Source organism: Viridibacillus sp. FSL R5-0888, from assembly GCF_038009105.1.
Lineage (GTDB): Bacteria > Bacillota > Bacilli > Bacillales_A > Planococcaceae > Viridibacillus > Viridibacillus arenosi.
The window spans coordinates 185,206-210,524 of the sequence record NZ_JBBPAU010000001.1 but is presented as its reverse complement, the minus strand read 5'-3'; the positions used below and the strand labels follow the sequence as shown (position 1 = coordinate 210,524).

Below are 25,319 nucleotides of genomic sequence, written 5' to 3'. Positions count from 1 at the left end.
ACACGTCCTTTATCATTTAAGTGCTTTTTTAGCATACCATCTTTCATGAAATTGCAAAAGGTTACACTATAATTAGCATTTTCATTACGTCGACTGAAAATCCTGTCGATTTATGGTATGGTTCTTATATGAAAAAATTAATTCCTTTACTCATATTAATGTTAGTCATTTTCATCTCATCTAGTCAGAGCTATGAGCAGCAAACTATCGTACCAACATTACGTGAATGGTTTCCAAATGAACCATTAAGACCTCTATTATCCCTATTGGAAATTCCCTATTGGGGCATAATTGTATCAGTAGATGAGCGCGGCTATTATTACTTTTTAGAATTCTTAATCCGAAAAGCTGCACACTTTGGCATGTTCGGATTGATAGCGATAACAATATTTATTGCTTTACCTAAACATAAATTCCGCCTATTCACCGCAGCCCTTCTGACATTTTCATTAGCGGCACTTGATGAACTTCATCAATATTTTACAACCGGTCGAACAGCTACTTTTCAAGATGTAATGTTAGATACAGCAGGTGCTGTCACATTTCTCATCCTTTTAAAATGCATACTAGTATTAACACGAAGAAAATCCGTAGAAGCTTAATGCCTCTACGGATTTTCACTTTATATAGAAGCTGAACTAAAACCAACTGTTTATCTCATGACTTTCTTTTTGCTATCTGTTGAATCGGATCCCAAACTCCGTTATAAGGCGGTGCATAGGCAAGATCCAAATCCAATAAGTCATTCAGCGTCATCTCGTGATAAAGTGCTGTAGCAAATACATCAATACGTTTATCTACACCATTTCCACCTATAATCTGTGCTCCGTACAATTTCTGCGTCGTTTTTTCATAGATAAATTTCAATTGCATTTCCTGGTTTCCAGGATAGTAACCAGCAATATCTTTCGCTTTTTGCTTATGTGTTTCGTAATCGAATCCCAGCGTCTCTGCCTCTTTTTCAGATAATCCTGTTCGACCTAAAGTTAGATGAAAGAACTTCACAACAGAGGTCCCTACGATGCCCTTGAACGTATTTGCACCACCAGCCATATTCATGCCTGCAATACGTCCTTGCTTATTTGCTGTAGTGCCAAGTGGGATATAATCATCCTTTTGCTTAATTCGATGAAAATGACTTGCACAATCACCAGCGGCATAAACGTTTTCTAGACTTGTCTCCATATACGGATTTACCAGAATCGCACCCTTAGGTGTCATATGCATACCGGTTCCATCAAGAAAGTTTGTATTAGGTTGTACACCAATTGCTGCTAGTACAAAATCAGTCTCATACTCTCCCCTGTCCGTCACAACTGTTTGCACATGACCTTCACCATTAAAGCCTTTCACTTCTTCATTGAAAATTAATTCAACCCCATTTTGTCTTGCCTCTTCATGAATGAGCTCTGCCATATCTTGATCAAATATATTAGCTAACTGATTACCAAGTTGAATAATACGTACCTTTTTGCCAAGTTCCGCTAAACTTTCAGCCATTTCTAAGCCTATGTAACCACCTCCAATGATAGTTACCTGTTTAACAGAATCATTCAAATCATTTAAAATCGCCTTTGTATCAGGAATAGTTTTTAACGTATGAATCCCAGCTAAGTCAGAACCCTCAAAGTCAGGGAAGATAGGGTTAGCACCAGTAGCAATAAGTAAACGGTCATATGGAATATGGAAGGTTTCATCCTTCTCAAGCACAACACCAGATACCGTTTTCGCCTCTGAATTGATATTTGTTACATTATGTCCTGTTCTAGCATCAATACCATACTTCGTTCGAAAAGTTTCTACACTCCGTGCGATCACATTGTCTGTCGATGGGATTCGTCCATCAATAACATAGGGCAAACCACATTGTCCATAAGAGTAAATATGCCCCTTATCCAATGTCGTTACTTCCGCTTGTTTATCGCGACGTACAATTTCCATAGCTGCGCTCATACCTGCAGCATCCCCGCCAATAATTACATATTTCATAATCATTCACCTCTGCTTCCATTATTCCCATTCTATGCGCAATAAAACTACTTATTGCATTTTGACTTCTTTAGTTCTATCTACATACCAGCTGTAAAACTCAGATGCAGCCTCGTTAGGCACATCAAGAAGCTCCTTATGCAGCACTGGTTTTGCTCGGTTTACCGTTTTAATTGAAGCTAACTTGAAGTACCGTTGCAACTTCGACCGTTCTGTCTTCACTTCAATAACTTGACTACGCTTTGTAATAAATAATACGGTAGAAAATCCACCTGTTTTCATTTGAATAAATGACTGATTCAGTAAATATCGGCTATTTTTATAATCTAATATTCGTGAAGAGTATATAATTAGAAGTAATACTACAGAAACCCACCACAATGAAGGCTTGAAATACCAAATTAATGCCGTTGCAATAAACCAAATATAGCTTGGACGAATCATACGAATCCAAAATGCTTTTTTCGGCAATTCATGCATACTTTCTACTACTTGATAATCTGGAAGTAACTCACTTATCAATGTATATGCCTTTCTCACTGGTAAAAATGGATAAAGCGTATTCGACTCTACCTCCCCAATTGTAGTGTTTCCAGCACTAATTAGCTTTACCTCAGCTAGTCCGAGAATTCTCTTCATGAAAGATTGCGAAATCTCAACAGCCTGTATCTTCTCTTTACGAATTGAAAAAATTGATTCATCTAAGACACCTTTTTTAATATAAACCTTCTGATTATCCGATGAAATTTCATACTTGCCATACTTAATAAAGGTATGAACCATACCAATTGCAATGGAAATAAGTAGAACGCCAATTAAAATAGCTGCTAAGATTGCCCAACCCCATTTCAAAGCATTTGTCACTTCATCTCTAAATACATCGAGTTTAACAACATCATCCAGTTTAAAAATCATTGGAATTAAAATTAAAAAACTAAGTGAAGTAAAAGACGCCTTCACCAAATCTTTTTTTGTCGGTGTAAAATGAATCATTTTTTCATCTTTCTTCTCTGGCTCTAAAACCACAACCTGCTCTTCAGGCAATCCATCCGATGATTGTCCAATAATTTTCTTCTGTTCACGAGTTTCTGTAACTGCGCTCTCTATACTTTCTGCTTCTATTCTAGAAATTACGTCAAATGTAATGGAGCTTTCATCACCAACAGTTGCTGTTTCTAGAGTTAATGACGTCACTTTAAAAATTTTATGAAAAACAGTCGTTTGGCGTTGGACATTCTGCACTTTTAAAAATGGAATAGTCCGCTCACTTTTCGAAAAAATTCCCGACTTAATATAGAAAGCATCATTTTTTATCACATATCTATATGTTATCCATTTACCAATACTTAAAAAAAGCATGATTACAACATAGGCCAAGAATATCCATTTCGCTGTTTGAATCCACCATTTTTCAGAACCCATATTTAATAAAAAAAGAAATATAAAAAAGATTATATTACTTTTAATTAGTTTATACAGATCGAATATTAGTACAAGCGGATGTAATCTTTTCAATGGTTGCGTCATCATTCCACTTCCTTAATTTTTGCATAATGCGCAATTTGATCACGCAATTCAAATGCCTCTTTCTCAGAAATGGCAGGGATTACATGTTCTGTTCCCATAGTACCAATCTGAATTGAAAACAAATCGTATTTGCGCATTAATGGCCCTTGAATTAACTCTACAGACTGTACCTTTGTCATTGGAACTAATTCATTAACTTCTTTAAAAGCCCCGTACTTTAATTGAATAAATTCCTCATTTACATCATAACGCCAATACTTTTGCATAAAAGTTGGTTTAAACAAGATTTCCCAAATTGCAGTAAAGACAGTTAATACTATCAAACCTAAGACAATCCAACCAATCCATTCTTTCCACTCAAAGTGAATATGTAAATAGTAGAGGACTCCAAGTACAGCAATAATTCCTGCATTTGTTAATGTTTCAGTCATACGCCAAACCTTTACAGCTTCTCTAGAAATACATCGCTGTGGCGCTTCAATCTTTAAATACATCCAACCACTCCTTCTTTACTATTACGTCTTATATAAGGAAAAAGTTTCTAAATAAAATATCCCCCGCTAAAAAACAGCGGAGGACGATTTTACATTTTCCCAATTAATATGTCTAAATCAATCGTAATTTCGGTTAAGTTTGTAGCAGCTACATCACTTTTTTGATGCCACCCCATTGGTGTCATATGCATTAATAATGGCACCAATTCTTTATTTATTTCTATTGTTTGTGTAATACGCTTTACTTCAACCTCAAGAAAATTCTCCTTGAACCGTTCGACAATAAGCTCATTTGAATAAGATTCCTTTTCAGATTCTGCAAAGAATAAAGCACGTAATTCCTGTAAATATCCACTTTGTGGTACGACTTTAATAACCAACCCATTCGGCTTCAAAAGTCGCTTAAACTCCGTGTAATTGGCAGGTGATAAAATATTCAATATCGCATTAAAGCTTTCTTGTTGATATGGACTTTTTGCTAGGTCACCGACACACCAAATCATGTCAGTATAATGCCGCCCTGCTGCAATAATTCCTTCTTTTGCGATATCAATACCTACTCCAACAAAACTGGTATCAGATTGCTCTTGGAATTTATTTTTAATACTTGCTAAATGTGACCCTTCCCCGCAACCCGTATCGAGTACAGCAACATTAGTATTCATCTGCTTTAGTAAATCACAAATAGCTGTATGCATCGGTGCATATAATCCACTTTCAATAACCAGCTTACGCGCTTCAAATAAATCTTTGCCATACATTGAAGTCGCAGCATGCGTCATGAAATTTACATAGCCTTGCTTTGCAATATCAAAAGAATGTCGATTATCACAAGCAACACTACAATCCTCGGTCACCGTCATCTCATCCCCACAAACTGGACAAGCGAACAGGGCTCGATTCTCACTCATATAATTAGCACTCGCTACTTTTCTCGGCAATGCCATGCCAAACACCTCGTTCATTAATCTTCTTTACCAAGTATACAAAACAAAGTGTTGCTTGGCTAAGGATAAAATTAGAAGGGGTGTACATAGGCTTGATCATGTCGATTGTTCTCCAAATTATCATAGGTAAATATCTAGATAACAGTAATTCTTTATAACAATGAATAACCTCCTACAATTAAAAAACGCTGATAACTCCAAGTCATCAGCGATTTACTCTATCTATTAAGTTTAAAATAACGCTTCAAACGTGAGTTCACCAAACACGATAATAGCAATAGTTTATTGTTTAGAGTCCTTTACACTAGCATGTGTTATAACGCTACCTATTTCTGTGACTACTAATTTATCGCTAAAAAAATCACTTCTAATGCCATTATTTCGTTTTATCAGGCGCAACGAGAGCATATCTTTCCCAGCGACGACTTTTCCATCTAAAGAAAACGAGAATAGCTCGGAACCATTCATCCGCTGCAATTGCCAACCATACACCTATTAAACCCATATCTAATTGGAATACAAGTAAATAACCAAGTGGTAAGCTCATGCAAACCATTGAGAAAAATCCGATGACTAATGGATATTTAGCATCACCTGAAGCACGCAATGAATTGATAATCGTAATATTAAATGTACGTCCTGTTTCTAATAAAATACTACACACTAACACTGCCGCACCAATTTTTATAACTTCTGGATTATCAGTAAAGAGACGCATTAGTGGATAGCGGAAAATAACCACCACTGTGACCATCACTAAAGTAAATATAATCGCCCATTTCAGACTAACCCACAATTGTTTATACGCTACATCCTTTTCATTGGCACCAACGTATCGACCAACCATAATCGCAGTTCCTGTTCCAATCGCTATGGCAAATAAATAGGTGAACATTGAAATATTATAAGCGTATTGCCGAGCTGCTAGTGATTCTGCACCTAAATACGTCACGTAGTATAAAAAGACAATTTGACAACCTTGGTACATCACTTGCTCAAATGCAGATGGAAGTCCAATTTGCAAAATCTTACCGATATATTCTTTTGATAATGACACGTAGTATTGAAATTTAATACGTACCTCTAGTGCTTGGTACAATAGCCAGAAGAATACTAGTAGAGCCAAAACACGACTGACGACTGATGAAATTGCCGCACCTTGCACCCCTAGTTCAGGGAAGCCAAATTTACCGAAGATCAAAACATAGTTCCCTATTACATGAAAAATATTCATTCCAAGTGATACATACATAGTCTGTTTCGTCCAACCATGCACACGAATGATCGCTGCTAACGAGTTGATGATTGCTTGTAGGAAAATAGCTCCCCCAACAATGAATAAATATTTACTAGCATACTCAAGCACATCACCTTGTAAATTCATTGCAATCATAATATTTTTCGAGAAAATCACGAAAGCGACGCTCATTATTAAACCAATAACTAAATTCAAGGAAACGGCTAGTGCTGAAATTTTGGCTGCTTCCAAATAACGCTTAGACCCTAAATATTGAGCAACAACAATCGATGCCCCGTTTCCTATTACTTCTAAAACTAAAATTGCTATATGAATATATTGATTGGCTGCTCCTACTCCTGATACTGCATCATCAGACAATGCGCTCAGCATAAATGTATCAGCAAGCCCCATCAACATAAATAAAAATACTTCTAAAAAAATCGGCCAAGTTAAATGAAATAAATTTAATTTCACTTCAGGCCCTTTCACTGTTGCCGTTGTGCCCATCTAAACACCTTGCTTCCCACTATAAAATTCAGATAATTTGTATCTTAACATAGAAATCAGCTCATATCTATGGCTTAATGCCATTTATTACAATCTATTTACTTTGCTTAATTACACCTTGCTAATTCCATTATTTATGTTATATTGATGTTGAAAACTAAATCGCTTTTTAACCACTAGGGGAGTCATATAATTGGCTGAGACGCAGAGTGTTGCGGACCCTTGGAACCTGATCTGGCTCATACCAGCGGAGGGAAGTGGCGCTATCAGTCTATTTTGTTTTATTGAAAATGATTGCTCGCCGCCTACTGACACAGATCAGGGGCGGCTTTTTGTTTTCAAAAACAAATGAATTTGGGGTGCATAAAGATGACATTTTGTGAAGAAGTAAGACAAGAGTGTAATGATTTATGGGAAGGTAGCTTTCAACATCCGTTTGTAAAATCATTAGCAGCAGGTACTTTACCACTCGACATTTTCCAATATTACGTACAACAAGATGCTTATTATTTAACCCACTTTGCAAAGGTGCAAGCACTAGGAGCAGTAAAGGCAAATGATTTACATACTACACAACGTTTTGCCAAACATGCTGAATCAACATGTATTGCTGAATTGTCACTTCATGAGCAATTTTTTACTATGTTAGAAATTACAGATGAAGAGCTTGCTGCATTTGAGCCCGCACCGACAGCATATGAATATGTATCTCATATGTATCGCGCTACAAACAATGGTGATTTAGCTGATACTCTCGCTGCAATACTTCCTTGCTACTGGCTTTACTATGAAATTGGCGAACGCCTAAAAGATTCAAAACCTAATCACCCTATTTATGATAAATGGATTCAAACATATGGCTCTGAGTGGTTCGGAGAATTAGTAGAAGAACAAATTAATCGCATGAATGACCTTGCCAAAGACTTACCCCCTGCACGTATTCAACAACTAAAAGAACATTTCCGTAAAAGTAGTTATTATGAATGGCATTTCTGGGAAATGGCTTGGACGAAACAACAATGGACAATTGGACATTACGAAAAGGAGCTGACTAAATAATGGGTCAACAACCTTTTCTTGAAAAGTTACGTGTCGAAAAACCGCTAGTCCATAATATTGCCAATATCGTTGTTTCCAATTTCCAAGCTAATGGTCTCCTCGCACTAGGTGCTTCTCCTATGATGGCGGAGGGAATCGAGGAAGTAGCTGAAATGGCTGCTCTTGCAGACTGTACAGTTCTTAACATCGGTACACTTGATCAAGGAACTGTTTTATCCATCATTGAGGCAGGTAAAAGTGCCAATAAAAAAGGTATTCCTGTTGTTCTTGACCCAGTTGGCGTAGGTGCTAGTGTGTTTCGTAAGAAATCCGTGACAACCATTTTAAAGGAAGTTCAAGTTACGGCTATCCGCTGTAATGTAGGTGAACTTGCTACACTCGGTAATATCGAATGGCAATCAAGGGGAGCTGATGCTGGTGAAGGTCAAATAGATGTACAACTAACTGCTAAACAAGTTGCTAAACGGCTTAACTGTATTGTTGCAGTCACTGGGTTTGAGGATACCGTAACCGATGGCCAAACGACAATTCAAATTGATGGTGGGCATGACTTAATGCCACTAATTACAGGCTCCGGGTGCTTGCTTAGCGCGGTGACAGGTGCATTTCTTGCTGTTTCAGATGGCCATCATTTGCAAGCAACAGCTAATGCTCTATCATTTTACAAACAAGTTGGAGAAAGAGCTGCAAAAACAGCCATTGCTCCAGGCACTTTTGCAGTTGAAATGATTAACAGTTTATATTCTCTTACTTCAGAAAATTTACGTAACAATATGAAAATCGTAGAAAAAGAGGATATTCAAATATGACAAGTGTTGCTATGACAATTGCAGGTTCTGATAGTGGTGGTGGGGCTGGTATCCAAGCAGATTTAAAAACATTTCAAGAACTTGGTGCATTTGGTACATCTGCAATCACAGCAGTGACTTCACAAAATACACTAGGCGTTCACGACGTTTATGCCGTAGCAGTTAACAATGTTATCAGCCAAATAAAAGCTGTCCTTGATGACTTTCAAGTAGGAGCTATTAAAACAGGCATGCTTTTTTCAGCAGAAATCATCCACGGAGTAGCTGAAACATTAAAAAGTTATGATCTACCAATGCTCATCATTGATCCAGTCATGATTGCAAAAGGTGGTGCATCACTTCTATTAAATGAAGCTGTACACTCTATGAAAACTGAGCTACTACCACTTGCAACCATTATTACACCTAATATTCCTGAAGCTGAAGTACTCACAGGTTTAACGATTCACTCAGATAGTGATGTAGAGAATGCTGCAAATCGGCTAATTACAATGGGCGCTAAAGCCGTTGTCTTAAAAGGTGGGCACCGCGATACAAAAGATTATGCAGAGGATTTATTTTTATCAGCAAAAGGCGAACGATTCATTATGCGTTCTGAAAGAATCGACACGAAAGATACACATGGTACAGGCTGTACATTCTCAGCAGCTATTGCAGCTCGTTTGGCACAAGGTTTCACTGCTTCGGATGCCGTAATTGATGCGAAATATTTTATCCAAGCCGCTATAAAGAATGGACTACAATTGGGTGCTGGCCATGGACCTACAAATCATTGGGCCTATCGTGAAATTTCAGAAAAGGCCCGAAAGGAAGTTATGATCATTGAATAGAGAACAACTTCAATTATATTTCATTATGGGGAGTCAAAATGTCGAAGAACACGATCCAATCGTTGTTTTAGAAGAAGCTCTTCGTGGTGGCATTACCTTATTTCAATTCAGAGAAAAAGGAGAAAATGCGCTCACCGGGGAAGATAAAATAAATTTTGCTAAAGCATGCAAAGCCCTGTGTAAAAAATATAATGTACCTTTCATTATCAATGACGATGTAAATTTAGCAATCGCTCTAGATGCAGATGGTGTGCACGTCGGCCAAGATGACGCTAACGCAATTGCAATCCGAGAAAAGATTGGTCTAGATAAAATTCTAGGTGTCTCTACTCATTCATTAACAGAGGTAACCGCTGCAATAAATGCAGGAGCTGATTACGTAGGCATTGGTCCAGTCTACGCTACTACCTCTAAGTCAGACGCTAATTCCCCTGCTGGTACAATATTAATTGAACAAACAGCTGCTACTTATCCCTCTCTACCTATTGTTGGTATTGGTGGTATAACAATAGATAATTGTCAAACTGTTATCAGAGCAGGAGCAGATGGCGTTTCACTCATCTCTGCTATCGCAACACATGAAGAACCATTTGTAGCCACACGACAACTACTTCATGTCTTACAACAGGTGGCGAAAATTTCATGACTTCACGCAAAACGACTATAGCCATGTTTGTCGCTATTGCCGTTGCCGGATCTGTTTTTGTATCATTTCCAGCAGGTATTGCACGTGCATATCCTGTTCAACATACTGTAAATGTTCTAGCTGCTGTAATGCTAGGACCTGGCCCAGCTGTTCTTATTGCATTTCTTACTGGGCTTGTCCGAGTAATAACCGGCACTGGTTCCTTACTCGCCTTTCCCGGTAGTATGATTGGAGCTTTTTTAGCAGGTGTGCTCTACAAACATTACGGTAAAGTATGGCTAGCAGCTGTAGGAGAAGCTATTGGTACTGGCATACTCGCTTCATTTGTTGCAGTACCATATGCCAAAATTTTAATGGGCACTTCAGTTACTGCTCTATTCTTTATGCCCGTTTTCCTTGTATCAAGTGTTAGCGGTGCTTTGCTTGGTTGCATTATCTCGGTTCGCCTAAAAGAAACAAAATTTGCTCATCAACTACAAAAGCACTAAATATGCCACAAAAAAACTGTCCACAATCTCATTTGATTGTTAGACAGTTTTTAATTTAGGATAAGTAACTTAAAACTAGTCCTACCGACAATAAAAATCCAAAGAATGTATTCGTCAGTGCAGTGGATTTCATTGCAATCCCCTGTTTAGCTGGATCATTTACGCCTTCTTTAAAGGCCTTAATTGCCTGTATTGGTTTCGGAATACTTATTAATACAACAAGTAACCATGGACTAACCGTCCCAATAATAACAAGTACAATTATCCATAGATATGACACGATAAATGAAAGCGCTAGTAAATTCACAGCCTTTTCACGACCTAAAAGGATTGCTAATGTTTTACGTCCTCCAATTGTATCTTCCTTAATGTCACGGATGTTGTTCGACATATTAATGCCTCCAACTAATATCCCAAGTGGAATTGACACCAAAAGACTTGTCATACTAACCGTTCCAGCTTGTATAAAGTATGAAATTAATACAAATCCAATTCCCATACTAAGACCTGCAAACAACTCCCCAAACGGTGTATATGCAATCGGGTAAGGTCCACCGGTATATAAATAACCGATTGCCATTCCTACCGCACCTATTGCAACAAGCCACCAACTACTATTCATACAAATAAAAATACCAAGTACAACAGCAACTCCATATAACGATAGTGCAAAAGCTAGTACTGTAGAAGGTTTAGTACCATGACGTACAAGTGCACCACCAATCCCTACAGAATCAGCTGTATCTAATCCACGTTTGAAATCATAGTATTCATTGAATAAATTTGTTGCAATTTGTAGTGCTAAACAGCACACAAGCATTGCTACAAATAATCGCAAGTCTATTCTTACATCAAACACAGCAAGTACTGTCCCAAGAATGACTGGTACGAATGTCGCCGTTAATGTATGTGGACGAGTAAGTTGCCACATCAACTTCGCTGTACTAATCTCTTCTATATTTTGATTACGATTTTGACTCATAATCGACTTCCTTTCATATTAAACTACAACTACTCTATATTAACTGATTTTCAGATATCGCGCCAAAGGAGAAATTTCTAATCAAATGAGTAGAAACCTTATAGATTACTTGATTCGCATAAACGACAAAAAAAGCTGCTCCTAAGTCATACTTAAGAGTAGCTTTAAAATCCATAACTTATTTAAAGACTTTCACTCGGTCTTCAACAGGAGAAAATTGTTTTTCTCCAGCTGCAACAACCGGTTTACCAAAAGGCATTTCAGCTAGTAACTTCCAGTCTAAAGGAATATTCCACTCGCTTTTCACTTCATCATCAATTAATGGGTTGTAATGCTGTAATGAGGCACCAAAACCTTCTTGTTCAAGTGCAGTCCATACTACATATTGCACCATACCTGACGATTGTAAAGACCAAATTGGAAAGTTATCCGCATATGAAGGGAATTTCTCTTGCAAGCCCTTTACAATTGATTGGTCTTCAAAAAATAGCACTGTACCATAGCCTGCACCGAACATATTCATTTTTTCTTCAGTCGGCGCGAAATCATTAGCTGGTACAACTTGGCGTAAAGTTTCAGTTGTAATGCTCCATAATTTTGAATGTTGCTCACCTAACAAAACAACTGCACGTGCTGTTTGAGAGTTAAAAGAAGACGGTGTATGTTTTACTGCATGTTCAACGATTTCTTGTATACGTTCATCAGATACGATGGCTTCATTATTAATTACATATATGCTACGACGTTCCTCTACAGCTGTTGCAAAATCTTTTTTAGTCATTTTAAATCCTCCAATTAATGTATATTTCTTAACTAAAATCAATTATGATGTATCTAGTTACGAATTGTAAGTAGGCACATTAATTAAACATAGTATAAAAAAAGATACTAATGGGAGGTTACGCATGTTAAACGGACAAAAAAATCCGAGTCAATGCCAAATGGTTGTTGCATTAAACATGATTGTTGGCAAATGGAAACCTATTATTTTAGATCACTTATTACATGGAGATGCACTTAGATTTAATGAACTAAAAAAACTCATTCCGGATATCACTCAACGAATGCTCACAATGCATCTACGTGAATTAGAAGAACACGACATCCTAACACGTACTGTATATCCACAAGTACCTCCAAAAGTAGAATATCAAATCACCGAATATGGCATGACACTACAGCCTATTTTAACAACTATGCAAAAGTGGGGCGCCAAACATATTGAACATATGAAAGAAAAAGAACAATAACATGCGCACATCCTCCGCCCAGTTCGCATACACTAGGTAACGACTAGAAGCAGAGGATGTGAAATGATGTGTGGTATCACAGGATGGGTTAATTTCAAAAAGGACTTAAGGTTGCAACAAAATGTTTTACATACCATGACTAAAACATTAAAAAAACGTGGCCCAGATGCGGAAAACATTTGGACTGAAACACATGCAGCATTTGGACATCAAAGACTCATCGTCATCGATCCAAGTGGTGGCGAGCAACCAATGACCCGTTCAAAAAGCGGTACTAACTACACAATGGCCTATAATGGGGAACTCTATAATACAGATGAGTTGCGCCGGGAGCTACAAAAACGCGGCTATCACTTTTCGTCTAATTCAGATACTGAAGTTTTACTTATAAGCTATATTGAATGGCAGGAACAATGTGTCGATCATCTAAATGGTATTTTCGCCTTTGCTATTTGGGATGATATTTCTGAAAAACTCTTCATTGCACGAGATCGGCTTGGCGTAAAACCACTCTTCTATACAGAACAAAACAGTGGCTTATTATTTGGATCTGAAGTAAAAGCTCTACTTGCACACCCAGATATTCAACCAATCATTAAACACGAAGGACTCGCTGATGTTTTTAGTCTTGGGCCTTCTCGTACTCCTGGTAAAGGAGTATTCAACAATATACATGAATTACGCCCTGCTCACGCACTTACATTTACCAAAAACGGCCTTCGTATTTGGCGATACTGGAATGTTAAAAGCTCAGAGCATACAGATTCCTTTGAACAAACAGTGACCAATGTACGTGACCTTGTGACAGATGCAGTGGAGCGACAACTCGTTTCCGATGTACCCCTTTGTACTTTCTTATCAGGAGGATTAGATTCCAGTATTATTACAGCAATAGCAGCAAATAAATATAAAAAAGATGGTAGAGAAGCTCTTCACACCTATTCCATCGATTACGAAGATAATGCTAAGTTTTTTGAATCGAATGATTTTCAAGTTTCCACAGATGCTTTCTGGATTCAAAAAATGACTGAAACGTTTAAAACCGTACATCATTCAGAAATAATTACACAACAGGAGCTAATTGATTATTTGAAAGAAGCAGTACATGTACGCGATGTCCCAGGTATGGCTGATGTAGATTCATCACTATTATGGTTTGCAAAAGTAGTTAAAAAAGACTTCACTGTTGGTTTGTCAGGTGAATGTGCCGATGAAATATTCGGAGGCTATCCTTGGTTTAAACAGTCTTTCTCCAGCTTCCCATGGATTCGATCAATTGGTGAACGCGAATCTGTTCTACGCACAGAATGGCAGCAAAAACTCAATATCCCAGACTATATGCAAAATGCCTACGAAGAATCCATTGCCGAAACGCCTCGACTTGACGGAGAATCACCAGAAGACGCAAAACGACGAGAATTGTTCTATCTCAACATGATTTGGTTTATGACGACATTATTAGAGCGCAAGGACCGTATGAGTATGGGGGCAGGTCTTGAAGTTCGGGTTCCTTTTGCAGACCATCGCCTCGTAGAATATATGTGGAATATTCCCTGGGAAATGAAATCAGTAGGTAATATGGAAAAAGGCCTTTTGCGAAAGGCAATGGAAGAGCTTTTGCCAAAAGAAGTGCTCTATCGACAAAAGAATCCATATCCAAAAACATATCACCCTGCTTATACAGCTGGTATTCAACAATGGCTTAAAGAAATTCTCCAAGACAAAAACTCAATCCTCCATGAATTTTTTGAACGTAAACGTCTAGATAGCCTTATAGAGTCTGGGGGTACGTCATTCAAAGTCCCTTGGTTTGGGCAATTAATGGCGGGACCACAGCTTCTCGCTTATTTAGCTCAAATTCATACTTGGTTTGAAGATTATCAGATTCAGATTGTTGAATAATAAAGAGCACGCAGATACTGCGTGCTCTTTTCATGCTTCTATTTTTTAGCTATACACTTTATCTCGTTAATCTCTGCCTGAATAATTCTACTCAATCCATCTACAATAATATCCATTTCATGCAACTCAGCATTGATGTGAAAATTGATCCTCGTCCTATCCGGAATTTTCCCTTATTGTCTACTTCAATTCAATCTCAACACCTATATGCCCCAGACGATCTAATTTGAAAAAGCGTAGTCGTAAATAATCTAGTGATGTTTTTGTATCGGCACCAAATAACATTTCAAACTCATTTCACTTAAATTTTTCAAATTCAGAAACGCCATCCCTTAATTCCTCTAAATCTTCATAATCTGTATATACATCTACTGTAAAAGAACATACTTCGTTAGCCAACTGCCAGCATCGCTGAAAAAACATTTCCCCTTCCCATAACTTCTCCAATTCCATTTTAAATCGTCGCATTACAAAAACCCCAATCTATTCTCTTCATTATAATAAGACTGTTAATCATTGACAAAAAACAAACCAAAATGTATTATGTTTATAAATAAACAAACGTTTTATATTAAAGTTTGAAAATAATATCGGAATCGAAGGTGTTTATATATGGAGAACTCAGAACTATTTTGGAATGCATCAATTGATCAACTAAAAAAAGGCTATTCTGAAGATGCACATTGTTACACTTGCCTCCTTTGTGGTGAAAAAATAGAAAAAGGCATTATTTATCCTCAAAATGACGTACTGTATGAAGCAGAGAAATATATGCAAATGCACATTAAAGAAACTCATCAATCTGTTTTTGCATATTTAATCGGACTTAACAAAAAGATGACAGGGCTTACTGAGCATCAGAACAATTTATTACGTCTATTTTATGCAGGAATGACAGATGCTGAAGTACAGCAAGAATTGGAAATCGGTAGTACCTCTACGATCCGTCATCATCGATTTGCCTTAAAGGAAAAGGAACGCCAAGCGAAAACGTTTTTAGTCATGATGGAGCTATTAAAAGAAAAAGATATGAATGCACCTACATTCGTACCTGTACACAAAACCGCTACGATGGTTGATGACCGTTATAATATCACCAATAAAGAACAGGATGAAGTTCTAAATAAACTTTTCCCTGAAGGTACAAATGGACCTTTGTTACGCTTTCCGAAAAAGGAAAAACAAAAACTTATTATCCTACGCGAAATTACAAACCGCTTTGATAGCGAAAGTACTTATACAGAAAAAGAAATTAATTCTATTCTTATGCCAATTCATGATGACTATGCTATGATTCGTCGTTATTTAATAGAATACGGCTTTTTAGATCGTAAAGCAGATGGCAGTGCATATTGGATTAAAAAATAAAGAAAGTAGGTAGCTCATAATGGATCGTCAAAAAGAACTCAAACAAATTTATAAAGAAACCCCTATCCAATCAGGTGTTTATAAAATTACTAACACTACAAATAATAAAATCTATATCGGCAGTACAAATAATTTAAAGAGATTAAATGGTGTACAATTCATGCTGAAAATGAGTAATCATACAAATAAAGCACTACAAGAAGATTGGAACAAATTCGGTGAATCTGCATTTGAAATTGAAATTCTTGAAGTGTTGAAGAAAAAAGAAGAAGGATTCTTCGATGCGAAGAGAGAATTAGCAAAACTTGAAGAGCAATGGATTGCTAAATTAGAGCCATTTGTCGAACGCGGTTATCTCGATAAATAACCTTCTCACTTGAACTTTCCTCTCCTTTTTATTACAATTTAATTAACTTGATACAACAATGATTTCTAGGGTTCCGTAGCATGTTGCTAGCCTGGTCCGAGAGAAATCTCATAGCTATATTGCTATGCCACGGAAGGATAAAAGCCTGGGAGACTACTGTTATTCAGTGTCTCCTGGGCTTTTTTATCGGAAATTAGAAAGGATGAATGAGATGAACAAACATTGGTTAATTGTAATTGTTGCATCTGTTTTTGAAGTGTTATGGGTTGTCGGATTAAAACACTCATATGACGTTTGGACTTGGGGAGGTACTGCGTTTGCTATCGTCTTTACCTTTTATTTATTACTTGTAGCAGGACGTTATCTTCCTGTTGGCACGGTATATGCCGTTTTTGTAGGACTTGGTACTGCTGGTACTGTCATTACAGGCATTTTGTTTTTCGATGAGCCATTTAAAATCTCAAAAATTTTACTCATTATTTTATTGCTTGTCGGTGTAATGGGCTTGAAGATTGTCACAGATGATAAAAAGGAGGGTGCAGAATAATGGCTTGGATCGCGTTAATTGTAGCAGGATTTTGTGAGGTTTTCGGAGTAGCTATGATGAACAAATGGCAGTATGAAAAGAAAGCAACTATTATGATAAGCCTAATCGCTGGATTTACAATTAGTTTTTCTTGTCTCTCTTATGCTATGAACACAATTCCTATGGGTACTGCTTATGCTATTTGGACAGGAATCGGTGCATCTGGTGGAGCATTAATTGGCATTTTCTTTTTTGGTGAATCAAAAGACTGGAAACGTATTGTTTTTATTACAATGGTGCTAAGTGCAGCAGTCGGACTAAAACTCGTATCTTAATATATTTTCAGATAATTAAACTATTTCTATGCTTTATAGAATATAATATTTCCAAGCATTGAAATCTATTATAAATGAGGCAACCATATGGCAGAACAAGTCAAGATTGAAACAATGATGCCCACTGATTGGGACCAAGTTAGAGCTATTTTTATCGAAGGGATTGAAGGCGGTAATGCAACATTTCGCACCACTCCACCTACATGGGAGCAATGGGACGCTGGACATTTAGAAGAATGTCGTTTTGTCGCACGTGTGGATGAAGAAATCGTTGGATGGATTGCACTTAGCCCCTTTTCCAATTATATATTCCACAAGGGTGTGACAGAGGATAGCATATATATTAGTAAGCGTGCTCAAGGATTGGGCGTTGGTACTAAGTTATTAAAAAAATGCATCGAAGAAAGTGAAAAGTGCGGTATTTGGACAATCCAGTCACAAATTTTCTCTGAAAATGCCTCGAGCATACATCTACATCGGAAATTCGGCTTCAAGGAGGTTGGCGTACGCGTACGCTTTGGTCAGTTAAATGGTGTGTGGAGAGACGTTACCTTACTTGATAGAAGAAGTACCATTGTGGGTCAAGAATAAATAAGACACCGTTTCTATCATGAAACGGTGTCTTATTTTTATATATTAGTAAGCTGTCCAACCTGCATCTGCAACAATTACTGTTCCATTAACAAAGCTAGAGTCATCAGATCCTAAGAATAATGCTACTTTTGCAATTTCATCCGGTTGACCAACTCGAGGGTTAATATTTAATCCTGACATTGCACGTCCAACACCAAATTCATTAATATTCGTCATTGAACTATTAATATTTGTTTCTACTGCTCCTGGTGCAATTGCATTACAGCGAATTCCATCATTTGCATACATGAACGCCGTATTTTTCGTGAAACCGACAACTGCATGTTTGGAAGCTGTATAAGCTGCTCCTGCACGAGTTCCGTTTAAGCCACCTGCTGATGCGACATTCACGATTGTTCCCTTTTTCTTTTTTAAGAAAATAGGTAGTACTTTACGTGTCGCACGCATTACACTAGTTGTATTAATAGCAAAAATTCTTTCCCATTGATTATCTTCAATATCAGCTGCTGCTTCGAAATTGTCCATAATTCCCGCATTATTTACTAGAATATCAACTGTTCCATAAAGATTCACTGTTGTATCAATTAAGTTCTGAATATCTTCTTCTTTAGCAACGTTTGCCACTACTGCTGTAGCTTCTCCACCATTAGCTTTAATTTCCGCTACCGTTACATCCGCAGCTTCTGCATTAATATCTGATACGATTACCTTTGCTCCCTCTTGTGCATATAAAGCCGCAATTGCTTTACCCATCCCTGAAGCAGCTCCTGTTACAACTGCAACCTGTCCTTGAAGTTTCATATAGACTTCCCCCTACTGTTATAGTAATCAACAGATGTTTAATACACCTCATCCATTTATAGTATAATGTGGTTTAGATACGCCATTCAATCAGCAAATCATAGAACTTTTGTTGAATAACCAACAGTTGATTAGGTATTTGTTCATTAAGCCAAAATATTGAACAGCGGAGGCACGTTTATGTCTACAAAAAACACTATAGTTGATAAACGAATTATTAAATCTAAAATAGCGTTAAAAGAAGCCTTGCTTTCTTTAATGCAAAATAAGGATTTCAAAGCTATCACTATAACTGATATTGTACAACTTGCAGATCTCAACCGTGGTACCTTCTATAAACATTACCAATATAAAGAAGAGCTATTGAATGAGATTATTGAGGATGTCGTGGCAGATTTAATTATTTCCTATCGTGAACCGTATAAACAAGTGAAAAATTTTGTAATTAGAGAACTCAATTCATCTGCTGTGAAAATTTTCGAACATGTTGAAAAACATGCAAGTTTCTACACGCTTATAGTTAAATCAAATGTTTTATATGGCTTTCAAAACAGAATTTGCATTGAGTTGAAAAGATTAGCACTAGAAGATCTTTCGAATATATACACTAACACTAACAATAAAATAGATAATAATTTACTTGCTAGTTATACTTCATATGCTATTTTAGGCATGATGATAGAATGGGTGAAAGAGGGGTTTCAATACTCATCCTCATACATGGCAGAACAATTAATAGAGATTCTTAACACAGCACCTGTTAAAATAACTTATAGAACAAACCCATTTTCAGAATAGAAAAAATAGAGGAGCTGAATTATATGAAAACGCACAAAATCACAACTCAAGAAGACTTACAAAAAGCATTTGATATTCGAGTTAAAGTATTTGTAGAGGAACAAAAAGTACCTGCTGAAGAAGAAATCGATCAATTCGATCATCTGGGCGGAGAATGCCACCATATTCTTGTTACAAATGATGAAAATCAAGCAGTCGGCACTGGCCGCATCCGCTTAGTTGAAGGTGTTGGCAAAATACAACGTGTCGCTATTCTTGAAGAATGCCGTAAACTTGGATTAGGCCGAGTTATTATTCAAGCTTTAGAGGATATTGCTTCAAAAGAATTAGGTGCTTCAAAAGTAAAATTGGATGGCCAAGTTCAAGCACAAGGTTTCTATGAAAAACTAGGCTATCACGTGGCATCTGATATTTTCCTAGATGCAGGTATTGAACATGTATTAATGATAAAAGAAGTTTAAGACTATAAAGAGCTGTCCCATGTAACCTGGGACAGCTCTTTTTATACTTGTGACAATTCAGAAATTTGCTTACTAGGCTTAACTAGCGTATAAATAATACCTGCGAAAATAAGCACTATTCCAGCAGTTTGTATCAAAGTAGGTCGGAAATCTAAAATTGCAACATCCAATAAAATTGCAACAACTGGATCAACAAAAACTAACGCAGAAACCACAATCGTCGGCAACTTACGCAAGCTATCAAAAAATAAATAATAAACAAAACCAGTATGTATTAATCCTGTCCCTAAAATGTACATCCAATTTGAAGTTGTCAGTCCTTCAAATACCCCGTAATCCATAAACGGTAATAAAATGACAATCCCAACCGCTGTCTGTACAAACGTCATTGCATAGGCACTTAAGTGAGTTATGCCCTTTCCTACAAACATCGTTAATGCGTAACAAATTGCAGACAACATGGCCCAGACAAACCCTGAAGTGAACAATGCTTTAAAAGATGTAAACTGATCTAATCCGATAATAAAAATACTACCAAGGAAACATACAATAACGGCTAAGGTCGCTTGAACCGTCATTTTTTCCTTTAAAAATAAACTTCCCATAATCAACACAAAAATAGGCGCTAAATTATAAATCGTAATAGCTACTGAAATAGACATGTCTTGAAATGCTTTAAATAAAAACACCCAGTTTAATACTAAAAACACACCACAAATAAGTGTCTGGATTATTTCCTTACGTGACCACTGTTCTGTTTTATGACCGCCAGTAAAAAACCATATTCCTCCTAAAAATAATGTCGCACAAATACAGCGGACGAATACTAGCTCCTCTGCTGGAATTCCTGTATTCACTGTAAAAAAACCGATAGAACCGAATAACGCCATCGCAATAATCATCTTGAACATTGCTGCTATATTCATAATAATACAACCTTTCCTATATTTTTAATATTATGTTAATTATTTTATATCATAACATTTCTCATATTCTTAACCTACCTTCAGTTATCAATAGTTTTAAAACATTGAAAATTCTATATATAATTACTATTTAATCTATTAGGTTGATTATATATCCCTACTTAACAAACTTTACTTTTAGTGTATTAAGAACTAAAGTTGATGTGCTATAATTATGCTTTATTGACTATTTTATTTAAAATTCAAATTAGAGGTGTTAAACAAATGCAGCAAATACAACAACTTTTCCCTAGTGAAGACGGGAATCTAGAACAACGTAAAGAAATTTTAAATTATATAGAAAAGATTTTCACATCACTTGACGAATTGAAAGACCCAGAAAAAAGTACACTAGGTCCTATGCAAGAAAGATCCGCTAATTTCTATAAAGAACTAATTGAAAACTATGAAGTTCCTGTTAAATCAACTGGAATGGATAATGTAGTAAATGATTTAATCGACTTAATGAAAGGCCATCCATACCATACAAGAAAGTTTGTAACAAACGTTCTACCAATGGCTAGTATTCCTGGCATCATCGGATTATTAACAACAACATTATTAAATGGAAATAATCTATGGGATGTTTATGGACCAGCTGCAGCTGAAAGTGAAGTAAAAGTTATTGGCATGATGTCAAAGCTTGTTGGCTATGATTTCACACAAAGCTGGGGTTATACAACTTGGGGAGGACAAGGGGCAGTATTTAGTGGATTACGTCTTGCAATTGCAAAACAATTCCCGCATGCAAAAGAAGAAGGTGTCCCTCGCAATTTATATTGCTTCGCTTCTGAAAACGCCCACTATAGTCTATTAAAATCTGCTGAAGCTGTTGGTATCGGTAGTAATAACCTTATTCGTGTAAAAGCGACTAGCGATCATTCGATGGATTTAAAAGACTTAGCAAACAAATTGGAAGAAGTTATTCATAAAGGCGGTATTCCTGTCTATATCGTTGCTACTACTGGAGCAACAGATAGTTTTGCGATTGATGATGTCAAAGCTATTAAAGACATCACTTCTCAAGTTGAAGCTAAATACGAGTTGAAACCAATCCATATTCACGCTGACTCGGCATTGGGTGGATTTTATTCTTTCTTTAAATCTTATGATTTCAATACAAACCCACTTAAATTCGAGGACAATGTAGTTGCAAGCTTGCAAAGCATTAATGAGCGTATGCAACATATTTCTTTGGCTGATAGCTTGTGCTTTGACTTCCAAAAGCTTGGACAAACACCTTACTTAACAAGTTTATTTTTAGTCAAAGAAGGGAAACACTTCGGATTACTTGATTTAGAAGACTTTGATACACCTTATGTCGGTAATAGAGGGTATGGTAGTTATCATACAGGTTATACGCTAGAATGCTCTCGTATGGGTAGCTCAATAGCTATCTATGCTGCTTTAAATGCTTTCGGTGTAGAAGGTTATCAGCAAATATTAGCTAACTATGTCCGTGTAAACCTAGCTTTCAGAGATAAAATCCAAAAACAACTTCCTAATGTATCCGTTGTGAATGATTCAAATATTGGTCCTGTAACAGCATTCCGTCTATATCCAAAAGGTTTAGATTGGTCTCAAGAAAAAACAGGTACCTTTACTTTGGAGCAAGTTCAAGCAATAAATAATTTAAATCAATCTCTATTCGAAATACTTGGTCATAACCGTGAAAATGTTTTCTTTGGTGATACAACGAAGGTTTGCACTATCCCTGTCATCAATTCAGAAGATATGATTCCTGTTGCAGCTGCGAAACTTTTTGCAATTTCACCTTATACAGAGGTTCAACATTTAGATGAAATGGTAGCTTCTATTTCAAGTGCAATTCACACTTTGGAGGAGTCTAACATTGAAATTGTTTACTAAATTCAAAAGCTCAATTTTATATAAATATGTATTTAGTTTTGTAATACCAATTGCGATTTTCTCGATCATTTTCAGCTTGGCACTATACTCGTTCTCAACACATATCATAAATAACTATGTGATTGTACAATTTGAAAAAAGCCTTACTTTAATATCCCAAGAAATTCTGGAAGATATAGATAAAGAACTTGTTATAAGTGCAGATAACAATAATGCTGAAAAATACAATGAATTACTTAGCATTTTGAACAAAAAACAAAAAGCGTTTGGTGTTGAAAATACATATGTTCTTTCAAATTCAAATGGTAAAGAACATATCGTTGCTTTAAGTAATACAGATGATCAACAAGCTGACTATACTTTCAATGACAATATGATCAAGACAGTCAAGGATCAAAAAACTCAAACTAGTGAAATTTACAAAGATGAATACGGGATCCATAAATCGATATTTGTTCCTTTTATTGGTACAGATATTATTTTTGGAATTGATATGGATGCTTCCTTTATCTCTTCTCTACAATCAACCGTTCTAATGATTTCAGTAGGTTTGACACTTATTTTTATAATACTTGGAGCACTCATCGCTTACATCATAAGTAAACGGATTACGACTCCAATCGTTGCTGTTGTAGAATATGTGGAGGAAATTGCACAAGGTAATCTTACATTGGAACGTTTAAAGACTAAAGGGCAAGATGAGGTTGCACAATTGTCCGAAGGCGTTCATAATATGGCAACCGATTTACGATCTTTAATCACTTCGATTGCAGAAAATGCTGAACAAGTCGCAGCTACTTCTGAAGAACTTACTGCTAGCTCCGAACAAACGAATGAATCGATTAAACAAATTACAGAATCAATGCAAGAAGTAGCAGCTGGCTCAGAAACGCAAACAAGTGCTGTAGAAGAAATGAATACGACCGTTTCAACGATTTCTACCAAAATGAATCAAATCGCTTCAAGTACTGAAGATGTATCTGCCAAAGCTCAAGAAACTTCGCTGATTGCTACAAGTGGAAACACAACTATCAACAGTGCTGTAGAGAAGATGAATACTACCTATGATGCCATTCAAGAGACATCTGCAGTAGTGAAACGTCTAAGCGATAATACTAGAGAAATCGGTAATATCGTGACACTCATAACTGAAATTACAGATCAAACCAACTTACTTGCTCTAAATGCTTCAATTGAAGCGGCTCGTGCAGGTGATCACGGTAAAGGTTTTGCTGTGGTTGCACAAGAAGTCCGTAAATTAGCTGAGCAATCTCGCGAAGCAGCAAATGAAATTAGAACACGGATTGAAACAATACAAACCGATTCAACAGACGCCTCCGAATCAATGGCTATTAGCTATGGCAACTTAAAAGACAGTGCGACAACATTCGAAAATGCAGGCGAAGCTTTTGAGAACATTGTTACATCTGTAGACCAAGTAAATGCTCAAATGACTGAAGTGAATAACGCCATTGAGAATATGAATAAAGGTATTGAAGATATTGCACAGTCGATGGACCAGGTAAGCGTCATTTCTGTAGAAACATCTAGCAGCATTCAAAATGTAGCTGCTGCCTCAGAAGAACAATCTGCTAGCATCGAAGAAATTACCACTTCTTCAAATAATCTTGCTCAAATGGCCGAAACATTACACCGCACCGTTCATAAATTTAAAATCTAAAAATAATAAAACTCTCTATTACCTTATTAATTTTCTGGTAATAGAGAGTTTTAATTTAGCTTAATAAAATTATTCCAAACAATATTCTTGTATTGCCTTCCTTTTTTCCTCTGTCAGCCCAAATTCTTTTTCAAAAAATGTACTATAATTTCCATAACGCTTTTTAATGGCATCAAAAGTAGCTTGTAAATATCTCTCTTTAGCACTCATGATGTCACCAAAATGCTGTAATTGTTCTGAATTTAAATGTTGCGACAACATAGGAATCATCGCATCTTGCACTGGCTTCATACAATCATTTGTTATTAAATAATCCTGCATTATAATGTCTTCATCTACACCTAAAACAAGTAAGATAAGCGCCCCACCCACACCTGTTCGATCCTTACCTACCGCACAATGATGTAATAATCCAAGATTTTCAGGATTCTGAATAATGTCCATTAAACGCTTATACGAAGGATTATCCAATGGTAAATGTCCATAGAGTTCAGTAAAAACGTCCGCATTAACAGTTTGTAGAAACGCTCGATTATCCATTTCCTTCAAAGAAGAAGTCGGCATTTTAAAACCTACATCACCTTTTGCTGGAATTCGCTCATTGTGTACGTTTTCTAATTGCGGGTCCGGCTTTGCTTCTGCTTCTTTATCATCTCGATAATCGAAAATCGTTTTAATCCCTAAAGTTTTAAATAGTTCATGATCAGCTGTAGTCATCTTATGTAACTCGCCTGAACGATAAAACACACCGTATTTCACTTTGCGACCATCTGCTACAGGGTATCCTCCCATATCTCTGAAGTTCACAACTTGTTCAAACGGTAACACACGATTCCCATTATCTATAGACATAATATATCCCACTCTCTTCAATTATTAGAATA

28 protein-coding genes and 2 riboswitches are annotated in these 25,319 nt (G+C 36.6%); of the genes, 17 read left to right on the top strand and 11 right to left on the bottom strand.

Annotation, left to right across the window (positions count from 1 at the left end; all coding sequences use genetic code 11):
- Window positions 1-128: 128 nt before the first annotated feature.
- On the top strand, window positions 129-602 hold the full coding sequence (locus tag MKY02_RS01120; protein ID WP_038186352.1) for a VanZ family protein: 474 nt from the start codon (window positions 129-131) through the stop codon (window positions 600-602).
- Window positions 603-657: 55 nt separating this feature from the next.
- Here MKY02_RS01120 and MKY02_RS01115 read toward each other — a convergent pair whose 3' ends face one another.
- The 5 genes from MKY02_RS01115 to MKY02_RS01095 form a co-directional block, all read right to left on the bottom strand.
- Entirely contained in the window at window positions 658-1,989 is a 1,332-nt protein-coding gene (locus tag MKY02_RS01115; RefSeq protein WP_038186355.1) for an FAD-dependent oxidoreductase, read from the bottom strand.
- A 51-nt stretch (window positions 1,990-2,040) separates the two neighbouring features.
- On the bottom strand, window positions 2,041-3,516 hold the full coding sequence (locus MKY02_RS01110; RefSeq protein WP_076034748.1) for a PH domain-containing protein: 1,476 nt from the start codon (window positions 3,514-3,516) through the stop codon (window positions 2,041-2,043).
- Window positions 3,516-4,010, bottom strand: a complete 495-nt coding sequence (locus tag MKY02_RS01105; RefSeq protein WP_038186358.1) for a PH domain-containing protein — start codon at window positions 4,008-4,010, stop codon at window positions 3,516-3,518. The genes MKY02_RS01110 and MKY02_RS01105 overlap by 1 nt, the downstream gene beginning before the upstream one ends.
- A gap of 89 nt (window positions 4,011-4,099) precedes the next feature.
- On the bottom strand, window positions 4,100-4,957 hold the full coding sequence (locus tag MKY02_RS01100) for a putative RNA methyltransferase (RefSeq protein WP_051448744.1): 858 nt from the start codon (window positions 4,955-4,957) through the stop codon (window positions 4,100-4,102).
- A gap of 376 nt (window positions 4,958-5,333) precedes the next feature.
- Window positions 5,334-6,704, bottom strand: a complete 1,371-nt coding sequence (locus tag MKY02_RS01095; protein ID WP_038186360.1) for an MATE family efflux transporter — start codon at window positions 6,702-6,704, stop codon at window positions 5,334-5,336.
- A gap of 168 nt (window positions 6,705-6,872) precedes the next feature.
- Window positions 6,873-6,977: riboswitch (TPP riboswitch) on the top strand.
- A gap of 96 nt (window positions 6,978-7,073) precedes the next feature.
- Here MKY02_RS01095 and tenA point away from each other — a divergent pair.
- From tenA to thiW, 5 genes are read left to right on the top strand one after another with little or no spacing between them, the layout of a single operon-like run.
- The gene (tenA, locus tag MKY02_RS01090) at window positions 7,074-7,763 is read left to right on the top strand and encodes a thiaminase II (protein WP_038186362.1); all 690 of its coding nucleotides are present in this window, start codon (window positions 7,074-7,076) and stop codon (window positions 7,761-7,763) included.
- A complete protein-coding gene (gene thiM / locus MKY02_RS01085) occupies window positions 7,763-8,572 on the top strand; it encodes a hydroxyethylthiazole kinase (RefSeq protein ID WP_038186364.1) in 810 nt (269 codons plus the stop codon). Before tenA ends, thiM begins: the two co-directional genes overlap by 1 nt.
- Window positions 8,569-9,402, top strand: coding sequence for a bifunctional hydroxymethylpyrimidine kinase/phosphomethylpyrimidine kinase (thiD, locus tag MKY02_RS01080; protein ID WP_038186366.1), 834 nt, complete (start codon window positions 8,569-8,571; stop codon window positions 9,400-9,402). The genes thiM and thiD overlap by 4 nt, the downstream gene beginning before the upstream one ends.
- Window positions 9,395-10,048: a thiamine phosphate synthase gene (gene thiE, locus MKY02_RS01075; protein ID WP_038186374.1), complete on the top strand. Its 654-nt coding sequence runs from the start codon at window positions 9,395-9,397 to the stop codon at window positions 10,046-10,048. Before thiD ends, thiE begins: the two co-directional genes overlap by 8 nt.
- Window positions 10,045-10,536, top strand: coding sequence for an energy coupling factor transporter S component ThiW (gene thiW / locus MKY02_RS01070; protein ID WP_340710490.1), 492 nt, complete (start codon window positions 10,045-10,047; stop codon window positions 10,534-10,536). Before thiE ends, thiW begins: the two co-directional genes overlap by 4 nt.
- A gap of 55 nt (window positions 10,537-10,591) precedes the next feature.
- On the opposite strand, the gene MKY02_RS01065 is transcribed toward thiW, so the two are convergent.
- Together MKY02_RS01065 and MKY02_RS01060 are read right to left on the bottom strand one after the other, a co-directional pair.
- On the bottom strand, window positions 10,592-11,518 hold the full coding sequence (locus MKY02_RS01065) for a 1,4-dihydroxy-2-naphthoate polyprenyltransferase (RefSeq protein ID WP_038186378.1): 927 nt from the start codon (window positions 11,516-11,518) through the stop codon (window positions 10,592-10,594).
- Between the two features lie 178 nt (window positions 11,519-11,696).
- Window positions 11,697-12,299 carry a nitroreductase family protein gene (locus MKY02_RS01060; RefSeq protein WP_038186380.1) on the bottom strand — a complete coding sequence of 201 codons (603 nt, stop codon included), beginning with the start codon at window positions 12,297-12,299 and terminating at the stop codon, window positions 11,697-11,699.
- A gap of 124 nt (window positions 12,300-12,423) precedes the next feature.
- On the opposite strand from MKY02_RS01060, the gene MKY02_RS01055 reads away from it, so the two are divergent.
- Entirely contained in the window at window positions 12,424-12,768 is a 345-nt protein-coding gene (locus MKY02_RS01055; RefSeq protein ID WP_038186382.1) for a winged helix-turn-helix transcriptional regulator, read from the top strand.
- Between the two features lie 66 nt (window positions 12,769-12,834).
- Window positions 12,835-14,670: an asparagine synthase (glutamine-hydrolyzing) gene (asnB, locus tag MKY02_RS01050; protein ID WP_038186384.1), complete on the top strand. Its 1,836-nt coding sequence runs from the start codon at window positions 12,835-12,837 to the stop codon at window positions 14,668-14,670.
- A gap of 297 nt (window positions 14,671-14,967) precedes the next feature.
- On the opposite strand, the gene MKY02_RS01045 is transcribed toward asnB, so the two are convergent.
- Entirely contained in the window at window positions 14,968-15,138 is a 171-nt protein-coding gene (locus MKY02_RS01045) for a hypothetical protein (RefSeq protein WP_155981194.1), read from the bottom strand.
- Window positions 15,139-15,282: 144 nt separating this feature from the next.
- Here MKY02_RS01045 and MKY02_RS01040 point away from each other — a divergent pair, with 144 nt between their 5' ends.
- From MKY02_RS01040 to MKY02_RS01020, 5 genes are all read left to right on the top strand, one after another.
- Window positions 15,283-16,038 carry a DUF2087 domain-containing protein gene (locus tag MKY02_RS01040; RefSeq protein ID WP_038186386.1) on the top strand — a complete coding sequence of 252 codons (756 nt, stop codon included), beginning with the start codon at window positions 15,283-15,285 and terminating at the stop codon, window positions 16,036-16,038.
- Between the two features lie 19 nt (window positions 16,039-16,057).
- Window positions 16,058-16,405 (top strand): GIY-YIG nuclease family protein, encoded by a 348-nt coding sequence (locus MKY02_RS01035; RefSeq protein ID WP_340710489.1) that lies wholly within the window; start codon window positions 16,058-16,060, stop codon window positions 16,403-16,405.
- A 54-nt stretch (window positions 16,406-16,459) separates the two neighbouring features.
- Window positions 16,460-16,559, top strand: a riboswitch (guanidine-I (ykkC/yxkD leader).
- Window positions 16,560-16,616: 57 nt separating this feature from the next.
- Window positions 16,617-16,952 carry a DMT family transporter gene (locus tag MKY02_RS01030; protein ID WP_038186390.1) on the top strand — a complete coding sequence of 112 codons (336 nt, stop codon included), beginning with the start codon at window positions 16,617-16,619 and terminating at the stop codon, window positions 16,950-16,952.
- A complete protein-coding gene (locus MKY02_RS01025) occupies window positions 16,952-17,266 on the top strand; it encodes a DMT family transporter (protein ID WP_038186392.1) in 315 nt (104 codons plus the stop codon). Before MKY02_RS01030 ends, MKY02_RS01025 begins: the two co-directional genes overlap by 1 nt.
- An 87-nt stretch (window positions 17,267-17,353) precedes the next feature.
- The gene (locus MKY02_RS01020; RefSeq protein ID WP_340710488.1) at window positions 17,354-17,857 is read left to right on the top strand and encodes a GNAT family N-acetyltransferase; all 504 of its coding nucleotides are present in this window, start codon (window positions 17,354-17,356) and stop codon (window positions 17,855-17,857) included.
- Between the two features lie 45 nt (window positions 17,858-17,902).
- Here MKY02_RS01020 and MKY02_RS01015 read toward each other — a convergent pair whose 3' ends face one another.
- Entirely contained in the window at window positions 17,903-18,661 is a 759-nt protein-coding gene (locus MKY02_RS01015; protein WP_076034744.1) for an SDR family oxidoreductase, read from the bottom strand.
- 180 nt (window positions 18,662-18,841) lie between these two features.
- On the opposite strand from MKY02_RS01015, the gene MKY02_RS01010 reads away from it, so the two are divergent.
- Together MKY02_RS01010 and MKY02_RS01005 are read left to right on the top strand one after the other, a co-directional pair.
- Window positions 18,842-19,459 carry a TetR/AcrR family transcriptional regulator gene (locus tag MKY02_RS01010; RefSeq protein ID WP_038186398.1) on the top strand — a complete coding sequence of 206 codons (618 nt, stop codon included), beginning with the start codon at window positions 18,842-18,844 and terminating at the stop codon, window positions 19,457-19,459.
- Window positions 19,460-19,482: 23 nt separating this feature from the next.
- Window positions 19,483-19,920, top strand: coding sequence for a GNAT family N-acetyltransferase (locus MKY02_RS01005; protein ID WP_038186400.1), 438 nt, complete (start codon window positions 19,483-19,485; stop codon window positions 19,918-19,920).
- 41 nt (window positions 19,921-19,961) lie between these two features.
- Here the strand turns inward: MKY02_RS01005 and MKY02_RS01000 are convergent, their stop codons facing one another.
- Entirely contained in the window at window positions 19,962-20,846 is an 885-nt protein-coding gene (locus MKY02_RS01000) for a DMT family transporter (protein ID WP_038186402.1), read from the bottom strand.
- Window positions 20,847-21,110: 264 nt separating this feature from the next.
- Between MKY02_RS01000 and MKY02_RS00995 the strand changes: the two genes are divergently transcribed.
- Together MKY02_RS00995 and MKY02_RS00990 are read left to right on the top strand one after the other, a co-directional pair.
- Window positions 21,111-22,754 carry a pyridoxal phosphate-dependent decarboxylase family protein gene (locus tag MKY02_RS00995; protein ID WP_038186405.1) on the top strand — a complete coding sequence of 548 codons (1,644 nt, stop codon included), beginning with the start codon at window positions 21,111-21,113 and terminating at the stop codon, window positions 22,752-22,754.
- Window positions 22,738-24,435, top strand: coding sequence for a methyl-accepting chemotaxis protein (locus MKY02_RS00990; protein WP_038186407.1), 1,698 nt, complete (start codon window positions 22,738-22,740; stop codon window positions 24,433-24,435). The genes MKY02_RS00995 and MKY02_RS00990 overlap by 17 nt, the downstream gene beginning before the upstream one ends.
- Window positions 24,436-24,504: 69 nt before the next feature.
- Here the strand turns inward: MKY02_RS00990 and MKY02_RS00985 are convergent, their stop codons facing one another.
- On the bottom strand, window positions 24,505-25,287 hold the full coding sequence (locus tag MKY02_RS00985; protein ID WP_038186409.1) for a tyrosine-protein phosphatase: 783 nt from the start codon (window positions 25,285-25,287) through the stop codon (window positions 24,505-24,507).
- Window positions 25,288-25,319: the final 32 nt, after the last annotated feature.